Here is a 20,976-nt window from a genome sequence, read left to right as displayed (position 1 = left end):
CTTAATGGTCGAGGTTTTGTTCTTAATGGTCGAGGTTTTGTTCTTAATGGTCAAGGTTTTGTTCTTAATGGTCAAGGTTTTGTTCTTAATGGTCAAGGTTTTGTTCTTAATGGTCAAGGTTTTGTTCTTAATGGTCAAGGTTTAATTCTTAATGGTCGAGGTTTTGTTCTTAATGGTCAAGGTTTTGTTCTTAATATACAAAGGTGTGTTGTAAGCACTTAGTTAAATCTTAAAAAAAATTTGATCGTTCCGCTTCGCTACACTCAAAAAGGAAAAAAGAACAAGCGTAAAGGGAAAAAGGACTAAAGCATAAAGGGCTACCGAAGAATCCTCCCGAACGCGCAGACAACACGAAAACCAATATAGGTGTTGAAGTCGTCGCGCACCGCCCAATAGTTGCTGTTGCGAGACGCGGAACGGCAGTTCTTAGGATAGTTGTCCCAAGAACCGCCCCGCAGTACGGCTTTTCCTCGTTTTTGATAAAGTTGAGTATTATCATCAAACCACGCACTACCGTCTGTCGGTGCTCCTTTATAGGTGCTATGCCAATCATCTTGACACCATTCCCAAAGGTTTCCGTGCATATCATATAATCCAAAGCCATTGGGTAGAAAAATTCCTACTTCTGTTGTTTCTCCACGTTTTTTGCCCTTAGACTCAGAAGCATAAGTAAAATTTCCATTGTAATTGGCTAACTCGGTTGTAATTGTTTCGCCAAAGTGAAATGGTGTCGTTGTTCCCGCACGACAGGCGTATTCCCATTCTGCTTCACTTGGTAGACGATATTGCTTGTTTGTATATTTGGAAAGGCGTGAGCAAAACTCAACTGCATCGTACCAAGACACTTCCTCTACTGGTCGGTTGTCTCCTTTAAATTTAGATGGGTTTGCTTCCAGGTCGCGGTTAACTTTGGGTAATGCTGCTACTCTTTTCCATTGCGCTTGAGTAACTGGATATTTACCCATGAAAAATGATTCAACTGTTACTTGATGCTGCGGTTTTTCATCATCATCTCCTTCCCCTTGTGGTGAACCCATGAGAAATTTCCCACTAGGAATAGAAACCATTTCTAAAATGACACCATTGCCTAAATCTTCAGTAAAATATTCAGCTTGGCGTGGTTCTCGTTTAACTTCTTGACCTTTATTATTTACCGTCACCACATCAAATTTAAATACTGGTAATTCAGGAGATCCTGACCTCTCTCCCCTTGGTGAAGTAACAGACTCAGGAATCGGGGATGGTGAAGAAACTCCCTGTTTATTGGCAATTCTGATAAATGCTTCAATTACCTGCATATCTGACCCCCTAGCAGCCACATTCACCCGCAGCCATAATTGTCTGGCTAATTCCCAATCTTGTTTAACCTCAGCTTGAAAAGCATCTATTTTCAATTGATTAATATCATTCAACGTCGCGTAGTCGGGTAATAAAATTAAATGTAATTTTGTCGCAGGTTCAGCGCTTACATAGGGATTTTGCGAAGTTTTTCGATGTAGTTGATTAATTGCGGGTACTCTTGCTTGTAAATATCTGTCTAATCTTTCTACTGTGGCGCAGTTTCCCTCACCAGCTATCCTCAACCCTTCTAACAAAGCTTGGGTGAATGAACCGTGTTGTAATTGCTCAATTTCATAAGATTTTTGACTGGGACTGCAAGAGTAAAAGGTGACTACTCCCTGATGTTCTTCACCGATACCTACTCCCCGTCTGCTTCCTTCATCGCGGCAAGCATCTAAAAATAACACTATATTATCTGCCCCACTGCGGCGCAATCTTTGGGTAACATAATCTACCGAGATTGCTGTATGTTCTACGTCGCCTGGGTCGCTATCTATGAGCATAAGATAATCTCGATCGCCTTCACGACAACCATGACCAGCAAAGAAAAACCAGAGATTATCCCCTGCTTCCAGTAGTGGCGTTTCAAAGTTTACCCTTAAGAACCGCCGCAAGTTACCGTATGTTGGCTGAGTGGGAATCGATGGATTGGTGGGAATTGGGGGAGAATCCTCGGTAAACAGGAACATTTCATTAAATTTAGCGTCCCTTTTAAACCAATCGCCCATAGCTTGAGCATCTAGTTTTGCGTAATTTAGATGCTGAAGATTGTTGTACTGATTAATGCCGATCGCGATCGCCCAATTTTTAGCCATTCTGCGTTGTTATGCTCGCCTTGTTGCCAGTTTACGTGGTACTACTGAATAATGGTAATCAATAAATGCTAGAAGCTTGCTAAAACCTAGTTAAATCACAAATAATTCTCATAATTAAAATTATGTCAGCAGAAAATCCCACTCCTAAAGCAATTTGGATTATTACCGAAGAAGTTGCGGAAACCTCAAATACTACCACTGAAACCTACACGGATACCGTCACCAGAAGTGGAGCCAGAAGCGGTACTCAAGATACAGGTGGAAGATTGGGCGGAATTCAAACCAAAGAAGAAATAGTTGTCACCAAAAAACAAGGCGACTCGGGAGTTATTAGACGCAAGGTAGAAGTATCTGAACTCAAGCAAGAAATGAAGGGATTTCTCCAAGCTATGCAAGAAATGCTTGATGAGGCGGAAGAACCGAGTTCTAAAATGCAGTTAGATGAGGTTGAACTTTCTGTAGAAATTAATGGCGAAGGAAAAGTCAGCTTGTTTGGGTTAGGTGGTAAAGCCGGCGGAAAAGGCGCGATGACTTTTAAGTTTAAGCGGAAATGATTGGTAATTGAAGATGGGTAGGAATTGGGCGATTGTTGTTGGGATAAACACATATGATAATCTTCTGCCATTAAAATATGCTCAGTTGGATGCTGAGGCTATGGTGACTTGGTTCAAAGAAGCCAAGTTTGAACAAGTTTTTGTGTTCACAGAAAATTCTCCATCTATTGGCCAAGTAGCTATTTACCCAGTTAATCCTCCTATACCTACCCAACCAACTTATGCACGCTTTCAAAGAGCCTTGGACGTACTTTTTGAAACTCCTTTGCTGAAGCCAGAAGATAATTTCTGGTTTTTCTTTGCTGGACATGGTAGGAGATATGCAGACAAAGACTATTTGATGTTATTGGATAGTAATCCCCAAGCTGTTGATAGAACCGCTATTTCTGTGGATTATGTCACTAAAAGATTGCGTCGCAGTGGTGCTGGTAATGTAGTGTTGTTTTTGGATGCTTGCCGAAATGAAGGTAGTCGCTCAGGATTAGGAATTGGTGAGGAAAGACATCAGGGAGTTATTACCTTTTATTCCTGCACAGCTAATCAGGAAGCTTATGAAATTGATGAATTACAACATGGGTCATTTACCCATTCCTTATTAGAAGGATTGCGACTACAGGGTGAGGCTAATTGTGCCACAGTCGAGCGGTTAGCGCAATATTTAAGTCATCAAGTTCCTGCTGTGAATAGTCGCTATGGCAAGGCGGCACAAAATCCTTATTGGCAGGCAGAACCGCCTTATAAAATGTATTTTATTTTATTAGAGCAAGCTGCCACCCTTAGAGATGTAGAGCCATTAAAATATCAAGCCTCTCAAGCTGAAAATAGAGGTGATTTATTATTAGCAAAACAGTTATGGGTGAGAGTTTTAGCTGTATCTCGTGGTGATTGGGAAGCAATTGAAGCGATTGAAAGAATTGCCAGTAAGCGAGGCAGTTTTGAGCCGACAAGCTCAAATTTTGAGCCTGTGAATTCCTCAAGCAGAGGTAGGTCAGCAAGTAATGTACTGTTAGCTCAACAACAAGAAGAACATCGGCAGAATTTAGTAAAGTATGAGCAAGCTTTTTCTCAAGCAATTGAGCAAGAATATCCCCTCAGTACAGTTAGCCGTAAGAAGTTAACCAGCTTACAACAATCTTTGCAGCTGACTAATGAAGAAGTTGTAAAAATTGAACAGCCAATTTTTGCTCAAAAGCGAGCAGAATACAGTCAACTTCAAGAACAAGAGAGAATTAGACAGCAACAAGAAGCTGAATATCAGCAAAAATTGCGGCAGTATGAGCAAGAATTTATTCAAGCAGTTGAGCAAGAATTTCCTTTAAATAAAACAAGCCGTAGACAGTTAAAAAATTTACAAGAATCTTTACAGCTTCCTGATAAAGAAGTATCGCAAATTGAACAGCCAATTATTGCTCAGAAGGAGGCAGAATATAAGCAGCAGCAAGAGAGAATTAGACAGCAACAAGAAGCTGAAAAACAACGACAACAAGAAGCCGTAAGACTGAAGCGGCAGGAAGCAGAAAAGAAACGGCAGCGAGAGGAAGCAGAATATCGCCAAAAATTACAGCAGTATGAGCAGAGGCTAATTACAATAATTAGAGGCAGAAATTCTCTTGATAGTTATGATGTTCGGTTGCGGTTAAAGATACTTCAATGGACTTTAGGACTTAAACAAGCGGAAATCACTGCAATTGAAACTACAGTCATAGCAAGCTATGTGCAACCTAATCAATCGAATTTACCACCAATAACCAGACAAAAGTTTTTGAAATGGGCTGGTTTAGGAAGTGCAGGTTTAGTAACAGCAGTAGTAGGTCGTAAAATTTTTAACGAACAACCACCAACACCGACATCAACACTGACATCAACACGGATAGTTGAGTTTGAAACAGTAACAGTTAATAAAAATGGAAAGATAATTACACAAAATTCTAACAAGCAAGCTAAGTCCTTTAAGGAGGACTTGGGTAATGGTATAACTCTAGAAATGGTTTTTATTCCTGGTGGTTCTTTTAAGATGGGTTCACCATCAAACGAGAAAGGTCGAAGAGAAGATGAAAGTCCGCAGCACGATGTAAATGTGCCTGCTTTTTTTATAGGCAGGTTTGAAGTCACCCAGGAACAGTATCAACAAGTGATGGGTAAAAATCCATCCAACGTCAAAAGGGAGAAACGCCCTGTAGAGCAAGTGTCCTGGAATGATGCAGCAGAATTTTGCAAAAAGCTTAGTGATAAGACTGGGCGGAAATATCGCTTACCTAGTGAAGCCGAGTGGGAATATGCTTGTCGTGCGGGAACAACGACACCATTTTACTTTGGCGAGACAATTACAACAGAGTTAGCTAATTATAATGGCAATTATACTTACGCTTCTGAGCCAAAAGGCACATATCGTGACCAAACAACAGAAGTAGGAAGTTTTCCACCCAACGACTTTGGATTATACGATATGCACGGGAATGTTTGGGAATGGTGTCTTGACACTAGGCATACCAGCTATAAAGGAGCGCCTACAGATGGAAGTGCGTGGATAGATGATAATAATAGTGATTATCAGATGCGGGGCGGTGCCTTGAACACTTATCCTCAACGCTGCCGTTCCGCGTATCGCAACTACGGTAACCGCGGTGCCAGTTTCTCTAATGTTGGTTTTCGTGTTGTGTGCGCCTCCGGGAGAATTCTTTAGTCGCCCTTTACACTTGAGTCCTTTTCCCCTTTACTCTTGTTTCTTTTTCCTTCTTAAGCGGAGCGATAAAAATTTTTTCAAAAAATAGGTAGCAACTTCTGCTATGTGATAAATAGCCTACTTACACCTAAGTATTCCGAACTCAGGTTTACTAGCTGGGTTGAAAGCGAAAATGTTGGAGCGATAACTTCGTTAAGCTGCGCTAACGCACTTGAGCAATGGTTTCAAAGTCGCGATCATTGTGAATCAAAAGTAAATTATTCTCCAATGCAGCTTGAGCGATACAGCAATCAATCGGGCTGCGAACGGTTAGTCCTTGGCGGCGCAGGTCGTAGTAAATGCGTGCAGCCAACTGCCAAGAATGAGGCGTGGGTTCGATGTAATCTTGTGTTTCAAGGTAGGTAGAAAGGATAGTCCATTCTTGCTCGTTCAGGCTACCTTGAAGCAGTTCAAGCTGAGTAAATCGGGTAAGGAAAATCTGACGATCAGCAATTAGGGTTTCAAGCTGTGGACGTACTTGACCAATGCGATCTCGAAAGATGCTGATCCAAACAGATGTATCAATCAGCAGCATGACGAGTTTCGCGCAGGGCTTTGTGGTCAAAGTCCGGGGTGAACTGGATTTTTCCGGCGAGGTCAAGAAGGTTTTTCTTTCTACGCAAGCGGACAAATTCTTGCAGAGCGAGGTTCAGCAGTTCTTCTTGAGTGGTGAGGCTGGTAAGTTCGAGAGCTTCGTTAAGAAGAGCTTCATCGAGGTTAAGAGTGATTTGCACGGGCTGACTCTTGGAGAACTAGTTTTAAGGATAATGTGTTCTTTTGTATATTATATGTGTGCAGCATGTTTAGTTTTGCCAGCTGGTAATTTTTCCTAAGCGGCTTTGTACTCAGGTTTTGCTGTCAAGGTGGCAACATAAGCCAAACGCTCTTTGTTTCGTTCTTAGTCGTTCATTGAATTGGGGTAGTCGTTTAACTAAATCAAAAAGAACGTCCCTTACCGAGTTGGAAAGGGACGTAACAGTTAACAGTTATTAAATTTAATGGCTACAGCTAGTTTGCTTTTTCTCGTGTCCCTTACAACCACCTTCGTGATGGTGGTGGTGTTCATGATTTCCACCCGCGCAGCCTTGTAAGTCTTTGCTCATCAGGTTTTCCGCCATTTCCCGGAATGATTCATCAACTGGTTGTAAGCCAATCCAAGCGTCGATGGTTTCCACTTCAAATCCTACCTCACGGCGATCGCCTACTTGGAGTAAGGGACGGCGAATTAATAGCGGATCTTGCAGCATCAGCAATAAAGCTGTATCTGCATCGAGTTTTTCCGGGACTATTTCACCAGATTTTACCCGTGGCGCACTTTTATTAAACCATTCGGCTACGGGGCGATCGCCAAAAAATGACCGCAATCTTTCCGCAGTCCAAGGTTCTGTGAGTAAGCTATGGGCTACAACTTCATGTCCTGCGGCTGTTAATAACACTTTTTGCCGAGTACCACCTTTACAGCCTGGTTTTTCATAAAAAATTACTCTAGCCATTGATTCATCTCCGGGTTATATCTGTTATCTGGTTAGTGATTTTCAACGCAGAGTTACGCAGATGTTGACTATTGACTGTTGACAAATGTACGGGCGGGTTCACAAATATCCTCAACGATCAACGATAATTCTAAATAAACCCGCCCCTACTGACTGTTGACTGTCAAAAGCCCTCATGATGGATTGTGCAACTTAAAAGCACAATAGCTGATTGAGCCTAAAATTTTTTGGCGATGTGAGTTACTGGATTAAACTCAAATCTTTCTTTAGGATCTGTTTCTCCATAGACGTTAAAAGTCACAGTTGGTTCATCACCTACTGCTTCTACAGAATGAATTGCGTCAGGAGTAAAACTAATAATATCTCCTGGTAATAGATAAATTTCTCCCGTCGCTTCAACTTTATTTTCTGCATCGGGGCTAGGATTACGCCGCCAAATTGTGTTCTTTTCTTGACCTTTTAAAACTGCAACAATTCCCCAGGTTCCATGATTATGAATTGTCGATGATGTCCCTGGTGCAAAGGTGACTGTTTGCACTGTTAACGGGAAACCTAATTCATCATACATGAGTAACACAGAAGTGCCAGTTTTCGGACAAGGTTCTAAATGTTGACTGCGTACCCAATAAGAATTGACAATTAAACGCCTTACCAGCATTCTTAATTCTGGTAAGCGGCTAGATTCATCATCAACATCATTGAGAACGTCTTCAACTTCAGTTAAAAACCGATAAAGACGATAATTCTCTCGCAGTAAATCCCATGCTCTCGCAGATTTACACGCTTGTAACTTGCCATCGCCAGCTACAAGAAAATCCCTACCTTGCATAAATTTTAAACTAAACTAATCGAAAAGTATTTTGTGGGAGAACAGGGCCGGGCGGAAGCGACGGCGAATTAATTGGTGGAAGTTCAATCCGAACAACAGGAGGAGGAATTAATGTAGCAGAATGTATGGGAGATAAGGTAAGAAAGTTATTGGACAATGAATGATTCATGACTTTTGTTTCAATCATTAATAATTACTCATTTGTAATTGATAATTCGTAATCAAATAGGTATCAGCAAACACCAATTTTAAAAATTAGTGCTGCTATTTGATAGTTAAAACACAGATGATATTCAGGGCAATATATAGCCAGTCTTATTTCCAGCTATTGCCCATAACTGTGTAAAACTTAATTACGAATTACGAATTACGAATTACGAATTATTAATCCTCTTCTTCAGGCGGACGGGTAAGAATATCTAGCAGGATTCCGGCTCCAAAATCGTTATTTGGATCTATGGCTTTGACTCGACTACTAATTATTTTAGCTTCTTCGATATTGCCTAGCTTTGCTAATACTAATCCCGAAGCAGCGTAAGCATTCAAATATAGCCTGATTTGGGGGTCTTCTTTCCGATTTACTAAAATCGGTTGCAGTTGTTCCCATTCATCAGGAAATTTTTCTGCTGCTCTAATTTTATCTAATAATTGGTTTGTTGTTTGCAATGCTAATGAATAATTATTTTTGTAATAAAAGTACCTATATGCTGCTACTAAAACATCTGTATAATCGCCTGTTTTAGCAATAGCCTGTTGCATATATTTCTCAGATTCTGCGGTATTTTCCCAAGTCTCGGCCGCTAAGATTAACAGCTTTTTGATATCTTCGGGAACTTGGAACCATGAGAATTTATTCGCATCTAGTTGCATAGTAATCTCCAAGATTGGGCATGGGGCATTGGGGAGCCACTGCGTTGGACGGGTTTCCCGGCTTAAAGCAAGTGGCATCATTGGGCATTGGTGAGCATTTGTTATTTATCTCTCTTGTCCTCCCTTTTCATCCCTAGCCCCTAGCCTCTAGTCTCTAGTCCCTAATTTAAAACAAAGTGAGAATGTACACTAGGGTGAAGAGAATAATCCAGATAATGTCTACAAAGTGCCAGTAAATTTCTGCCATTTCAATGCCAGTGTGTTTGGTAGCAGAATAATGGCCTGGGCGGAGCGATCGCCAAAACACACCTAAAATTAATAACAGTCCCACAAATACGTGCAAACCGTGGAATCCTGTCATCAAGTAAAAGCAGTTGGCGAAAATGTTGGTAGTCAAGCCATAGCCTAATGTGGCATATTCATACACTTGACCGCCTAAGAATACCGCACCCATAATTGCGGTGAGGATGTACCAAAACCGCATGGCTTTGACGTTATTCTTTTTAATCGCCTTATCGCCAAAGTGAATCACGAAACTGCTGGACACCAGAATAATGGTGTTAATTGTCGGCAGAAATAACTCTACCTCTGTTCCTTCAGGAGGCCAAACTTCTGTACCACCTCTCAAGTACAAGTAAGTAGCAAAAAACCCCCCAAACATTAGGGATTCAGAAACTAGGAAGGTTAACAATCCCCAGACTCGCAAATCTGGATGATGTTCTTGGTGATGTTCGCTTGTTGTTGTCGCTATGGTCATAAATTTATGGGCAATATCTCTGCTACGTTGGTGCTGGAAGTTTGAATCAAGGAATCAAGGATGAGGTTTGAAGCGGTAAAATTTCCATTCCTCATCCAAAATCCTGCATCTGTGATGTGCGTGCTGCTAGTCTTGTCAAGGTGAAGCTGGAAGCTGGTGAAAAAAATGTAGCTGTACCATTACCAAACTCGAAGTTTCGTGTTCCAAACTCGAAGTTTCGTGTTCTAATCTCGAAGTTTCGAGTTCCAAACCCGAAGTTGCGAGTTCCAATCTCGAATTTCCGAGTTCTGAACTTGAAGTTCCAAGTTCTAATCTCGAAGTTTTGTGTTCTAATCTCGAAGTTCCGAGTTCCAAGCTCGAAGTTTCGTGTTCCAATCTCGAAGTTTCGTGTTCCAAGCTTGAAGTTTCGTGTTCCAATCTCGAAGTTCCAAGTTCTGAACTTGAAGTTCCGAGTTCCAAGCTTGAAGTTCCGAGTTCCCAGATTAAATCAACAGCATTTGCATTTACCTTGACAGGAATAGAAGCTTCCACTTGACTAATTAAGTGCCGACTTCCGGTGTTGCAGATAGCTGAACGTCCTTACTGTGATCGTGACCATAGTCGTAAGGGCCGTGGGTGACAATGGGTAATTCTTCCCAGTTTTCAATTGCTGGTGGGGAAGCGGTTGTCCATTCTAAGGTCAAAGCTTCCCAAGGATTATCACCTGCCAAAGACCCTTTCATCCAGCTTTGAATGATGTTGATGGCGAAGGGAATAACTGAAATCCCCAAAATGATTGAACCAAAGGTACAAACCTGATTAAGATTAATAAACTGAGGATCGTACATTGCTACTCGACGGGGCATTCCTTGCAAACCTAATTCGTGCATTGGTAAGAAGGTGAGGTTTGTGCCGACGAAAGTAAGCGCAAAGTGAATCCGTCCCCAAGTTTCATTTAACATGCGTCCAGTCATTTTGGGGAACCAGTGATAAATCCCGGCGTAAATCCCAAATACTGAACCGCCAAACAGAACGTAGTGGAAATGTCCCACTACATAATATGTGTCGTGAACGTGAACATCAAAGGGAGCTGTACCCATTGTCACGCCGCTTAAACCACCCATGACAAACATGGATAACAAGCCGATCGCAAATAGCATGGCACTGGTAAAGCGAATCTTACCACCCCATAATGTAGCTACCCAGCCGAAAATCTTCACGCCTGTGGGCACGGCAACAAGTAAGGTGGAGATGGTGAAGAACATCCGCATCCAGCCGGGTGTACCACTGGTAAACATGTGGTGAACCCAAACAAATAACCCGACAACGCAAATAGCCAAGCTAGAATAAGCGATCGCTTTATAGCCAAAAATTGGTTTACGTGCGTGAACGGGAATTACTTCGGACATAATGCCGAAGATGGGCAGGATCATTAAATATACTGCCGGGTGAGAATAGAACCAGAACAAATGTTGATAAAGGACAACATTACCGCCTGCATCTGGTTTAAAGAAAGAAGTACCAAAGTTCAGGTCAAACAATAACAGCACCAAACCGGCTGCTAACACGGGTGTAGAGACAAGTGCTAGGACGGAAGTTGCTAAAATTGCCCAGCAAAACAATGGTAATTGATCCCATTTCATGCTCGGAACCTTCATCATCAAAATGGTGATGACAAAGTTCAGGGAACCCAAAATTGAAGAAGTCCCCACCAACACGATCGCCAAAATCCACATGGTTTGAGCGATGGGTGCTGTGACTAAACTTAAAGGTGGGTAAGCTGTCCAACCAGATTGAGAACCGCCAAAGATAAAACTAGCAAGTAATAACAAACCTGCTGGTGGGTTTAACCAAAAGGCGACTGCATTCAGTTTGGGGAAAGCCATATCCCTAGCACCAACCATCAGCGGTACTAAGAAGTTACCAAATCCCCCGATCGCACTGGGAACAATCCACAGGAAAATCATAATTGTCCCGTGGTTTGTCATGAAAGCGTTGTAAAGATTGGGGTCGATGAAATCAGCTTCCGGGGTTGACAATTCAACCCGAATTGCCATTGCCATCAAACCGCCAATAATATAAAACACAAAGGCTGTCACTAGGTATTGAATCCCAATGACCTTGTGATCCACATTAAAGGTAAAATAATCCTGCCATCTCCAAGCTGTGGGATGTGCAGCGTGACCAACCACCAGATTTTGACCTTTATTCTTATCTGGTGGCGTATTTCGCGGAAATTCTACTTTTGTCATTTGCTTAGTTGTCAGTTGTTAGTTGTCAGTTGTCAGTTGTTAGTAGGGGCGGGTTTATGCACGATCGTGGTTGATCGACGAAGATATCTGTGAACCCGCCCTTACAGTTGTCAGTTGTCAGTCGTTTAAAACTTATAAACAATGACCATTGACTCTTGACCATTGACTAATGACTCTTGACCATTGACTCTAGAGTTGCTGCATTCACGCCCAAATCTTTTACATGGGGTGCAAGAAACTCGGATGTTGATAAGTCAGCTGGGTTAATTGCGATCGCTTGATGCAAATCTGGCTTTTGGGCAATTTGGTTTTCTGCTAACCAGCTTTGATACTCTTCTGGAGTATGCACAACTACCTCAGATCGCATCGAACCGTGATAACCACCGCACAGTTCAGCGCAAACTACAGGATATGTACCAGGCTTTGTGGCGACAAACCGCAATTGAGTAGCCATACCAGGAATTGCATCTTGCTTGATGCGGAAATTTGGTACCCAGAACGAGTGAATTACATCTTGTGCTGACAAATTGAGTTGCACATCAGCACCAACGGGAACATGTAATTCCCCAGAAGTAATGCCACTTTCGGGATAGTTAAAGATCCAAGCGTACTGCATCCCTTGGACATCAACAACTAAATCCGGTGCTTTGTTTTGGGTTGTAGATGTTGCACCAATGCCAATTTTGGGTGCAGCTTGAGCTGTTCCTGGCTCATCCAAAGTAGCCGCCATAGCACTACCGCTCATGTGCGCTACGTGAGTTCCGCCATGAGGATGACCGGCTGGTTCTAACCCGCCCATACGATTAAAAACATCTACGCTGTAGATGCCTAAACATACGACAATCAATGTGGGGATAGCAGTCCAGAAGATTTCTAAGGGAACGTTACCTTCAACGGGAACACCATCGGTATTATCTCCCCGACGGCGACGGTACTTAAACAAGAAAATCACAATCGTTCCTTCCACTACCAAGAAAAGAGCGATCGCGATCGTAAACATCACATTAAAAAACCCGTCTACCATCGGCGCTTGTAACGACGCCTGTACAGGTAATAGACTGTGATGCTGACCAATCCAAATGCTGATTGCGGAAACTAATATCCCAGCAACCAAAGTCCATAGAGAAACGGGAATTTGTTCCATACATACCACCTGCTCTGTAAAACGCCGTCAAAGGGAATTGGGCATTGGGCATTGGGCATTGGGCATTGGGCATCGGTGATTTCCCCTTGTCTCCCTGCTCCCCTGCTCCCTACCCCCGGTCGCCGAGCGAAGTCGAGGCGCTACCCCCCTACCCTCCTCATCCCTCTTCCCTTCATCTACAGGGCAGCGTTTTGTTTTCTTTCTCTTTTTCTAACTTACACCTATAAAAATTGGGGGGAATTTTCCAGATCTTTTCACATCTTTCCCCCCAAAATATTTAATTTGATATCTTTATTTTGATGACAAAGTATCCCGCAACTTTAACGAAAACCTAGTTCAGGAGAGTACTTTTAGCTTTAATATTAATTTAGCTAGTTGACGAGCAAGTATGGATTTGTTAATAGATAACACTTTAAGATTTACGCATTTGTTTACTACAAACTTTTTACCAACATCGAGTAAACACTAAAGCAACATAGCCAGCATAAATAACTACACAGTTGCACAAGGTTATAAAGCTTACTTTCCACACTTTCTTACCTTCTGCCTGCTTGGTGAGCGTAGTCGAACCACTGCCGCCTTTTGACAATCCCCTCAAATTACCTTGCCTTTTTAGTACCTCCTTGAACTGGTAAAAATATTGACTAATGCCAAACCATTCTAGTTGTTTAATGGGGCGTGTGAGTAGCAATTCTTAGGACAAATCCGCGCACAAGCTTCACAACCAATGCAATTGTCAGGAGTAGCAACAACCATTACTTTGCGTTCAATTTCTTCATCATCTTCATCCTCAACAAATTCGCCTTCTTCGTTGAGAGCTTTTAGATCTAGCACATTGTACCCGCATACTTTCATGCATCTGCCACAGCCGATACATTTATCTTTGTCAATTGCTTGAGCAAATTTTGGAGTCCAAGTTTTACCTCCAAAGGTTAATCCTGTTAGTTGTGCCATGATAAATCCTCGGCAATATTGCCTAAAAATATGTTGGTGCTTTAATCATTATCCTAACCTAATCTTAATAGTTTGGTTGTGCCATCAAAGCCGGATTTAGCTATCATCAAAATTTTCTGACTTTTGCAAAATTGCAATTGATTTATGTATTGACTATGTTAATTGAAAGCTTTTAGCAATAATCAACAATCATCTTTATTTAAGTCACACTTAATTAACATCTCTTGCCGCTTTTTCTGCGATAACCAGGCATTGTTAATTTTGAAAATATCAACAACAACTTCTAGCAGTAAACATTAATTATATGAATAGCGATGAGTATAAAAATCTAGTTTTATACAATTAATGCCCTTGCCAAAATTCTATTTTTTTGCTTACTCCATATAGAAGTTAGCAAGGTAATTAGATATACAGATGAATTTTTATTGATAGCGATCGCTTTTGTTAATCTAATAGTAAGGATGCAAATTATTGGTTATATAATTTATAGTTGATTGATGATACAAACACCAAAAAAGCAAATGTTATTTCTGCATAATACAGCAAATCATGACGCTTACTCAGCTTAATTGCAAAACTGTAATACTTATGGCAGAATATGAACTAATGTAAAATATTAAAAGTATTAATAAATAAGTTGAATACTATTAAATATAAGCGTTAATGTTCGCCAAAAACACTTAGGGTAAGGTTTTAAGGTCTAAATAAAATACTCTTTGAATCTCTGCGAATAAAATCCTTAAGAAAGCTCCCCAGGCTCATTGTGAACAAACTTCTCAATATGATTATGAAATCTATAGTTAATAAAGAAGTAAATGATAAGGCTCTGGCGATCAGCCTGAAGTAGTTTACCAGTGGATGCAATATCTCAGAATGAATATGAACAGATTACCTAGCAAGAAAAACTTTTCTTGTTAGCAAAATCAACTGGTAGTGAGTCGTGGATGTAATAAATACAAAGTAAACATCCAGGGGAGACTTAAGCCAACATCTCAACGAGTATAGTTAGAAGTGCATTATGCCATATACAATTCCTAACAACAGTTGCGTTGGATGTGATAATTGCCGTCCCCAATGTCCGACGGGTGCAATTAAAATTGAAAACAACGAATATTGGATCGATCCTTGTCTTTGTAATAATTGTGAAGGTTATTATTCTGAACCACAATGTGTAGCTGCTTGCCCAATAAAATCACCAATTCCTTGGCAAGCAAAAAAGGGTAGATGTAAAGTAGAACCGCGAGATGCTGCCAGCCCAGATTTATTTTCTAATGGAAAAAATAATGCTTTTGCGTCAGCGATTGTGATTTGGGAAGCTTGTAATGTATTAGCACAACGCACATCCTTAAATTGGGAAATTGATGAAGCTGGCTATCTATCTTATAGTCGCCAAGTGAATCAAGGTAAAGGCGCGATCGCATTTCATATCCAAGACCCATGTCATACTAATAATCGGACTACAGATATTGCAGCTATTGAAGCTTTAGATATTAGAGCAGCTTGTGTTCATTTAATTTTTGCGGCTCATGCTACCGCTTTAGAGCAACCTTGGGAGCAAGAATTCGCCGTTGATGAACGTCAACTAGAGAAATATTTAGGATTAGAAAAACGCAAAGATTTGAGTAAAAATGTCAAACTTGCATTAATGAAAAACATCGTGCTGCAAGCTTGTTCCTTGATTGTTTCCATTGACTGGCCGCCACAAGGTAGAGTAAATGGATTCTCAATTGCTGGTACTCGCTTGTGGAATTTAGTAGACATCGAACACCACTTTCAAGAAGATGATATCGGTTGCAAATACTTAATTGGTTTAACTTTTAAAGTCAAAGCTGGACTATGGGCGCAGCATTTCTTAAATAAACAAGCATGTAAGGAACGTACTGCATTTTATCAATATGGCATTCTCCCTAAAACACTATTAACTACCGTAATGAGTATTTGGCAGCAACATGAAGGTACAGCTAGACTTATGCTGTGGTTGCTGTTTAAAACCAAAATGGGTAGAGAACAACGCATTACTGTTCCCACCTTACTGCGTATTGCTTACGGTGAAGCAAAAGTCACTTTAGCCGCCAGACAACGGGAAGAACGCAAACGTTTGCTGCGGACATTTGAAAGCGACTTAGAAATCCTTAATCATTACGGAATTAAACCTATATTTGATCCAGTTACCTATCCGCCAAACATTCAACCCCTATGGGCAAAGTTAGCCGATATTCCCGAAGATCCAGAAGCCGCGTTAGAATTTTGGACAAATGATGGTGGTGGCGATACAAGGTTAACAGATACAGGCCCCCGTGGTAAGTGGAATTTGCTGATGAATGCGCGAATTTTATCCTTTAACTTACCAACTGAATGGGAGCATCAAAGCTCAGACTCCGATAAAAAGCCAAGACGGACAATTAATAAAGTCAGAAGAACGCCCAAAACCACAGGCGATTTACTCGGAGAACAAATTTTACAAGCGCGAAAAAACCTCAATCTGTCGCAGCGAGAATTAGCTAAGTTAACAGGTAAAAGCCAAAGTTGGATTCGCGACATCGAAAACGGGCGGTTAAAAGCCAAGTTAGAAGACCAAGCAATATTACGGAAAGTACTGAATATGGCTTAATATATTAGTGCAATCTTGCAGTTGAATAACAAAACATCGTCGTGTTATTCAATTGCATCCGGATACAATGCGATCGCATCGGGTAACAATTCAATTGCATCCGGATACAATGCGATCGCATCAGCTTACAACTCAAGTGCATCCGGATACAATGCGATTGCATCAGCTTACAACTCAATTGCATCGGGTGACAACTCAATTGCATCGACATGTACAAATCAAACCTGCCCTGGAGAACGCTATAATTTTCAGGTTGCATTGGTTTGGAGAACGCAATCTTATACCAAGTTGCAATCAAAAGTATTATCTGTCATTGCGACCGAGATTGCCACGCTCTGCTCGCAACAGGCTCGTGAAGGGAAGCAATCTCATTAATCCTAAAGTACTACAACAAAACCCAACTTCGTACTAAAATACATCAAGCAATTTTGTTGGCTCTATTTTTAACCTTGGCGTTGCTCGTTGTTTATTCAAATGTTAGGCTGAGATTTTCTGGCTCAACCACCTGTATAGGCTGTTACTCTGATTTTGATAGTTAGAGAAAGGATGTGGTCATGGCACGAGAGGAAGCTTACAAAAAAGCAGAGCAGCGCATTGAAAAAGCACGGCGAGAAGGTGCAATAGAACTTGATCTCAGCTTCATGCAACTCACTGAGATACCAGAAGCGATCGCATCCCTGACTCAGTTACAACAGCTTTACTTATCTGGCAACCAATTAACAACACTGCCAAAGGCGATCGCATCCCTAACTCAGTTGCAACTGCTTCACCTCTGCGAAAACCAATTAACGACACTGCCAGAGGCAATTGCATCTCTAACTCAGTTGCTACTGCTTCACCTCTCCGGCAACCAATTAACGGCACTGCCAGAGGCAATTGCATCTCTAACTCAGTTGCAACTGCTTGACCTCTCCGACAACCAACTGACAGCACTGCCAAAGGCAATCGCATCTCTAACTCAGTTGCAACAGCTTAACTTCTCTTACAACCAATTAACGGCAATACCAGAAGCAATTGCATCCCTGACTCAGTTGCAACAGCTTTACCTCTCCGGCAACCAATTAACGGCACTGCCAGGGGCAATCACATCTCTGACCCAGTTGCAACAGCTTTACCTCTCCGGCAACCAATTAACGGCACTGCCAGAGGCAATTGCATCTCTAATTCAGTTAGAAACGCTAGAACTCTCTGGCAACCAATTAACGGCGCTGCCAGAGGCAATCGCATCTCTGACTCAGTTGCGACAGCTTTACCTCTTTGGCAACCAATTAACGGCACTACCAGAGGCAATCGCATCTCTGACTCAGTTAGAAATGCTAGAACTCTCTGGCAACCAATTAACGGCGCTGCCAAAGGCAATCGCATCTGTAACTCAGTTGCAACGGCTTTACCTCTTTGGCAACCAATTAACGGCACTGCCTCACAGTTTGATTAAACTCGCTAATTTAGTTGAACTTAAACTTGACCAAAACCCTTTGAACACTGAACTAGCTGCGGCATACGCGCAGGGGCTTGATGCTGTTGTGCAATACCTGCGGGCAAAAGCCGAGACGCAAGTAACGCTTAATGAGGCCAAGCTGATCCTGATTGGTGAGGGTGAGGTGGGTAAGAGTTGCCTGTTAGGAGCATTGCGGGGAGATGAATGGATTGACGGCCGCTCCACAACTCACGGTATTGAGATTAAGCCTGTAATCGTCATTGTTCCCGATAGTAACATAGAGATATCACTCAATGGTTGGGATTTTGGCGGTCAACGGGTTTATCGCCCAACGCACCAGTTGTTTTTCAGTGCGCCAGCTGTGTATCTGGTAGTGTGGAAGCCACGGGAAGGCCCCCAGCAGGGCTTTGTCAAAGAATGGATTACCCTGATCAAAAATCGAGAACCAGATGCAAAGGTACTGGTGGTTGCAACCCACGGTGGGCCCGGACAGCGACAACCAGACATTGACAGACAAGAAATTCTAGATTGCTTTGGCAGCGATACGGTGCTTGGTTTCTTCCATGTAGACAGCAAACCCAATGGGGAGAAGACTGGTTGCACTGGGCTTGCAGAATTAAAAGAAACTATTGCTCGTGTCGCCGCATCTCTTCCCGAAATGGGGCGTTCCGTTCCAGCAAAGTGGCAGCAAGTACGAGAAACTTTGCAGACAAGCGATAAACCCTATCTATCCTACGATGATGTTATTGCCATCTGCGCTGAACACGGAATTGATGAAAAGCAGGCAGAAATATTCCTTCGCATTTCCCATACCTTGGGGCATTTCATCCACTACCATTACGACCCAACACTGCGCGATATCGTCATCCTCAAACCCGACTGGCTAGCAAAAGCGATCAGCTTCGTGCTGGATGATGAAATGACACGCAAACGCAACGGTTTGGTGGAATTTGAACATCTCAGCCAGTTGTGGAGTAATCCCCCATTTGTAGGCGAGGAAGGCTATCCGAAAGAACTGCATCCAATCTTTCTGCGGCTGATGGAACGCTTTGATCTATCCTACAAAGTCGTGTTCGATCCGTTAGAAACTAGCAATACCAGCCTCATTGCTCAACTTGTGCCCGATACACGCCCAGACTCGTTACCTAATTGGGGAGAACAACCAGAACCCGGAGACAGACAACAAATACAAATCTGCCGCATTGTGGACAGTCGCGGACAGTTTGCAGTAGCAGAAGGATTGTTTTACCAGTTAATTGTTCGGTTGCACAAATACTCATTGGGGCGGACGAATTACGAACACAGCATCCACTGGCAACGGGGCTTGATGCTCGACAACGATTACAACGGTCGGGCATTACTGGAGTATGTTGGCACTGATGTAAAAATCACAGTGCGGGCAGCTTATCCAGAACGTTTTCTGTCATACCTCACAGAAGAAATTAAATGGCTAGTCGAAAATTTCTGGGAAGGTTTGCGTTGTAACGTTATGGTTCCCTGCATAGTACCTTGCAGCATGAATGCACCTGGAAATGGACTGTTTGAAGTACAAAAACTCATTGAAAGCAAAAAGAAAAATCGTCATGAGTATCCATGTCCTATTTCCGGGTGTGGTGAATGGCAAAACATTGATCGACTGCTGAATAACGCGCCGACAGATCAACCCCCATCCCAAGAAATTGGCATTGAGCAGTTCCGAGTCATTGTAAAAGACGAGCTAAAAGTCATCCGCAAAGATTTGGTTATCTTAGACCGTAGAGATGAAGAACGCTTTCAGAAATTGTCTCAAGAGCAGCGCATAATTTTAAGCCAAGTCGATCAAGAGTTTGCAGCCCTGATGCAAATGCTCACTGATGAAGCGAAAGATGGCCCCCGCCTGTTCAGCTTTAAGCCTGTTGATCCGAGATTTTTTGATCGCCCCAAATTGATAGCTAACAAGTTTCAACTTACCCTCTGGTGCGAACACGCCCGTCTACCACTTCCAGCCTTAAATCCCAACGACCAGAAGAAAGGAGTTTATGAATTAGAGTTACCCCGTGAATGGTTCACCAAAGCTGTCCCTTTTCTCAGACTGTTGACGGGAACTCTCAGCCTAGTCTTACCTGTCGCAGCTTCCACAACCAAGTTCATACTTGATGACACTACTTACAAAGGCATCGAAGAACAACTCGATCTAGGACAAAAAACTATCGAGTCTACCTTGAAAGGAAGCGATATGGCTTTAGCTGGACAGTCCAAGAGTGACGCTTCGTTCTTAGAAGGTGAAGCAATCCGCGCCCAAGGCCCAATTTTGCGAGAATTACACGCCCTTCTGAGAGAAAAAGACCCTAGTTTTGGTGGTCTAGTGCGGGTGCAGAACAAACGCCGCGAATTTCTGTGGGTTCATCCTCAGTTTGTCGATGAGTATTAACCATTTTCTAAAAAGGTGACGAATGCGATCGCACTCAAAAAGGTAAGTGTTCGGAAAATAACTTTAAGTGCGATCGCTAGCAATGAAAAATTGCGATCGCCATAATTGAAAATTGAGTACGGTAAAATTAAAAGAAAAACGCTCGAAGTGTTTGAAATATGGCGCTCAATGTGAATGTAACGCAATCTCAGCCAGCCATCAACCCCAAAGTGACACTCCTAGTAGAAACCCTCAAAAATGGCGGGTTTGCTGCGTCTATATTTGAATTTCCTAACTTTAGAGTCGAAGCAACAACCAAAGAAGAAGCGATCGCTCAACTCCAAGCTACTTTTTTAGAGCGAGTCAGCCACATCGAAGCTATTTCTTGGGATGCACCGCTTTATGTGCCACCATCTACCTGGATGCAATTTGCTGGTATATTTCAAAACGATCCAGATTTTCAGGAAATCATGGATAAAATTCGCGCAGAGCGAACCTCAGATGATGACACTGAAGTCGATCCCTCATACTACTTGTAGAGGTTGGTGGCTTGTCTCGATATATTCTTGATACTGACCATGTTTCCCTCATTCTTGGCAATCATCCCCAAGTTATCGCTAACGCTTCCTTAGGGACTTCCAAAGAATAAATTATTCCAAGAAAAACAAGAGACAGGTTTTCTCAAGAATGATAATCATTTTAAGGGGGAGAAAAGGGGTTGCTCTCGGCAACCCCTTTTCTCCCCCTCATCTATGCATGAAGAATCTATACACTTGTCGTCTGCTTTGAAGTTAAACAGTGTAAATAAGGGATGTTTTGTAGCTAAAT

Annotated in this window: 19 protein-coding genes; 7 read left to right on the top strand and 12 right to left on the bottom strand. The window is 42.2% G+C overall.

What is annotated here, in order from left to right:
• A partial coding sequence (locus tag H6G41_RS32370) for a hypothetical protein (RefSeq protein WP_199316437.1) occupies positions 1 to 222 on the top strand: 222 nt, incomplete at its 5' end.
• Positions 223 to 317: 95 nt separating this feature from the next.
• On the opposite strand, the gene H6G41_RS32365 is transcribed toward H6G41_RS32370, so the two are convergent.
• Positions 318 to 2,156: an SUMF1/EgtB/PvdO family nonheme iron enzyme gene (locus tag H6G41_RS32365; RefSeq protein WP_190752261.1), complete on the bottom strand. Its 1,839-nt coding sequence runs from the start codon at positions 2,154 to 2,156 to the stop codon at positions 318 to 320.
• Between the two features lie 122 nt (positions 2,157 to 2,278).
• Between H6G41_RS32365 and H6G41_RS32360 the strand changes: the two genes are divergently transcribed.
• Together H6G41_RS32360 and H6G41_RS35510 are read left to right on the top strand one after the other, a co-directional pair.
• A complete protein-coding gene (locus tag H6G41_RS32360) occupies positions 2,279 to 2,710 on the top strand; it encodes a hypothetical protein (RefSeq protein WP_190752259.1) in 432 nt (143 codons plus the stop codon).
• Between the two features lie 13 nt (positions 2,711 to 2,723).
• The gene (locus tag H6G41_RS35510; RefSeq protein WP_242038132.1) at positions 2,724 to 5,393 is read left to right on the top strand and encodes an SUMF1/EgtB/PvdO family nonheme iron enzyme; all 2,670 of its coding nucleotides are present in this window, start codon (positions 2,724 to 2,726) and stop codon (positions 5,391 to 5,393) included.
• 202 nt (positions 5,394 to 5,595) lie between these two features.
• Here H6G41_RS35510 and H6G41_RS32350 read toward each other — a convergent pair whose 3' ends face one another.
• From H6G41_RS32350 to fdxB, 11 genes are all read right to left on the bottom strand, one after another.
• The gene (locus H6G41_RS32350; protein WP_242038131.1) at positions 5,596 to 5,997 is read right to left on the bottom strand and encodes a PIN domain nuclease; all 402 of its coding nucleotides are present in this window, start codon (positions 5,995 to 5,997) and stop codon (positions 5,596 to 5,598) included.
• Positions 5,954 to 6,166, bottom strand: coding sequence for a type II toxin-antitoxin system VapB family antitoxin (locus tag H6G41_RS32345; protein WP_190752257.1), 213 nt, complete (start codon positions 6,164 to 6,166; stop codon positions 5,954 to 5,956). Before H6G41_RS32345 ends, H6G41_RS32350 begins: the two co-directional genes overlap by 44 nt.
• A 261-nt stretch (positions 6,167 to 6,427) precedes the next feature.
• Positions 6,428 to 6,925: an ArsC/Spx/MgsR family protein gene (locus tag H6G41_RS32340; RefSeq protein WP_190752255.1), complete on the bottom strand. Its 498-nt coding sequence runs from the start codon at positions 6,923 to 6,925 to the stop codon at positions 6,428 to 6,430.
• 217 nt (positions 6,926 to 7,142) lie between these two features.
• Complete coding sequence (locus H6G41_RS32335) at positions 7,143 to 7,754, bottom strand: cupin (protein ID WP_190752253.1); 612 nt, start codon at positions 7,752 to 7,754, stop codon at positions 7,143 to 7,145.
• Positions 7,755 to 8,138: 384 nt separating this feature from the next.
• Positions 8,139 to 8,624, bottom strand: a complete 486-nt coding sequence (locus H6G41_RS32330; RefSeq protein WP_190752263.1) for a hypothetical protein — start codon at positions 8,622 to 8,624, stop codon at positions 8,139 to 8,141.
• Between the two features lie 166 nt (positions 8,625 to 8,790).
• On the bottom strand, positions 8,791 to 9,381 hold the full coding sequence (locus tag H6G41_RS32325; RefSeq protein ID WP_190752251.1) for a heme-copper oxidase subunit III: 591 nt from the start codon (positions 9,379 to 9,381) through the stop codon (positions 8,791 to 8,793).
• Between the two features lie 135 nt (positions 9,382 to 9,516).
• Positions 9,517 to 9,798 carry a hypothetical protein gene (locus H6G41_RS32320; protein WP_190752249.1) on the bottom strand — a complete coding sequence of 94 codons (282 nt, stop codon included), beginning with the start codon at positions 9,796 to 9,798 and terminating at the stop codon, positions 9,517 to 9,519.
• A gap of 122 nt (positions 9,799 to 9,920) precedes the next feature.
• Entirely contained in the window at positions 9,921 to 11,612 is a 1,692-nt protein-coding gene (gene ctaD, locus H6G41_RS32315; RefSeq protein ID WP_190752246.1) for a cytochrome c oxidase subunit I, read from the bottom strand.
• Between the two features lie 166 nt (positions 11,613 to 11,778).
• A complete protein-coding gene (locus H6G41_RS32310; RefSeq protein ID WP_242038130.1) occupies positions 11,779 to 12,636 on the bottom strand; it encodes a cytochrome c oxidase subunit II in 858 nt (285 codons plus the stop codon).
• The gene (locus H6G41_RS35505; RefSeq protein ID WP_242038129.1) at positions 12,617 to 12,808 is read right to left on the bottom strand and encodes a hypothetical protein; all 192 of its coding nucleotides are present in this window, start codon (positions 12,806 to 12,808) and stop codon (positions 12,617 to 12,619) included. The genes H6G41_RS32310 and H6G41_RS35505 overlap by 20 nt, the downstream gene beginning before the upstream one ends.
• A gap of 608 nt (positions 12,809 to 13,416) precedes the next feature.
• The gene (fdxB, locus tag H6G41_RS32305) at positions 13,417 to 13,710 is read right to left on the bottom strand and encodes a ferredoxin III, nif-specific (RefSeq protein ID WP_190752242.1); all 294 of its coding nucleotides are present in this window, start codon (positions 13,708 to 13,710) and stop codon (positions 13,417 to 13,419) included.
• A gap of 1,018 nt (positions 13,711 to 14,728) precedes the next feature.
• On the opposite strand from fdxB, the gene H6G41_RS32300 reads away from it, so the two are divergent.
• The 4 genes from H6G41_RS32300 to H6G41_RS32285 all read left to right on the top strand — a co-directional run bounded on the left by H6G41_RS32300 (position 14,729) and on the right by H6G41_RS32285 (position 20,687).
• Positions 14,729 to 16,321: a helix-turn-helix domain-containing protein gene (locus H6G41_RS32300; protein WP_190752240.1), complete on the top strand. Its 1,593-nt coding sequence runs from the start codon at positions 14,729 to 14,731 to the stop codon at positions 16,319 to 16,321.
• A 15-nt stretch (positions 16,322 to 16,336) separates the two neighbouring features.
• Positions 16,337 to 16,696 carry a hypothetical protein gene (locus H6G41_RS36520; RefSeq protein WP_374939451.1) on the top strand — a complete coding sequence of 120 codons (360 nt, stop codon included), beginning with the start codon at positions 16,337 to 16,339 and terminating at the stop codon, positions 16,694 to 16,696.
• Positions 16,697 to 16,875: 179 nt separating this feature from the next.
• A complete protein-coding gene (locus H6G41_RS32290) occupies positions 16,876 to 20,169 on the top strand; it encodes a leucine-rich repeat domain-containing protein (RefSeq protein WP_190752235.1) in 3,294 nt (1,097 codons plus the stop codon).
• A 158-nt stretch (positions 20,170 to 20,327) separates the two neighbouring features.
• Positions 20,328 to 20,687 carry a hypothetical protein gene (locus H6G41_RS32285; protein ID WP_190752233.1) on the top strand — a complete coding sequence of 120 codons (360 nt, stop codon included), beginning with the start codon at positions 20,328 to 20,330 and terminating at the stop codon, positions 20,685 to 20,687.
• Positions 20,688 to 20,976: the final 289 nt, after the last annotated feature.

The sequence above is a fragment of the Tolypothrix sp. FACHB-123 genome (assembly GCF_014697075.1).
GTDB lineage: Bacteria > Cyanobacteriota > Cyanobacteriia > Cyanobacteriales > Nostocaceae > Aulosira.
Note: the sequence above shows the minus strand (reverse complement) of the source record. Positions and strands in the feature narration are given on the sequence as shown.

Bases quoted from the DNA above. Each gene is read 5' to 3' on its own strand.
- H6G41_RS32365 (WP_190752261.1), bottom strand. From the start codon at position 2,156: ATGGCTAAAAATTGGGCGATCGCGATCGGCATTAATCAGTACAACAAT.
- H6G41_RS32360 (WP_190752259.1), top strand. From the start codon at position 2,279: ATGTCAGCAGAAAATCCCACTCCTAAAGCAATTTGGATTATTACCGAA.
- H6G41_RS35510 (WP_242038132.1), top strand. From the start codon at position 2,724: ATGGGTAGGAATTGGGCGATTGTTGTTGGGATAAACACATATGATAAT.
- H6G41_RS32340 (WP_190752255.1), bottom strand. From the start codon at position 6,925: ATGGCTAGAGTAATTTTTTATGAAAAACCAGGCTGTAAAGGTGGTACT.
- H6G41_RS32335 (WP_190752253.1), bottom strand. From the start codon at position 7,754: ATGCAAGGTAGGGATTTTCTTGTAGCTGGCGATGGCAAGTTACAAGCG.
- H6G41_RS32330 (WP_190752263.1), bottom strand. From the start codon at position 8,624: ATGCAACTAGATGCGAATAAATTCTCATGGTTCCAAGTTCCCGAAGAT.
- H6G41_RS32325 (WP_190752251.1), bottom strand. From the start codon at position 9,381: ATGACCATAGCGACAACAACAAGCGAACATCACCAAGAACATCATCCA.
- ctaD (WP_190752246.1), bottom strand. From the start codon at position 11,612: ATGACAAAAGTAGAATTTCCGCGAAATACGCCACCAGATAAGAATAAA.
- H6G41_RS32310 (WP_242038130.1), bottom strand. From the start codon at position 12,636: ATGGTAGACGGGTTTTTTAATGTGATGTTTACGATCGCGATCGCTCTT.
- H6G41_RS35505 (WP_242038129.1), bottom strand. From the start codon at position 12,808: ATGCCCAATGCCCAATTCCCTTTGACGGCGTTTTACAGAGCAGGTGGT.
- fdxB (WP_190752242.1), bottom strand. From the start codon at position 13,710: ATGGCACAACTAACAGGATTAACCTTTGGAGGTAAAACTTGGACTCCA.
- H6G41_RS32300 (WP_190752240.1), top strand. From the start codon at position 14,729: ATGCCATATACAATTCCTAACAACAGTTGCGTTGGATGTGATAATTGC.
- H6G41_RS32290 (WP_190752235.1), top strand. From the start codon at position 16,876: ATGGCACGAGAGGAAGCTTACAAAAAAGCAGAGCAGCGCATTGAAAAA.
- H6G41_RS32285 (WP_190752233.1), top strand. From the start codon at position 20,328: ATGGCGCTCAATGTGAATGTAACGCAATCTCAGCCAGCCATCAACCCC.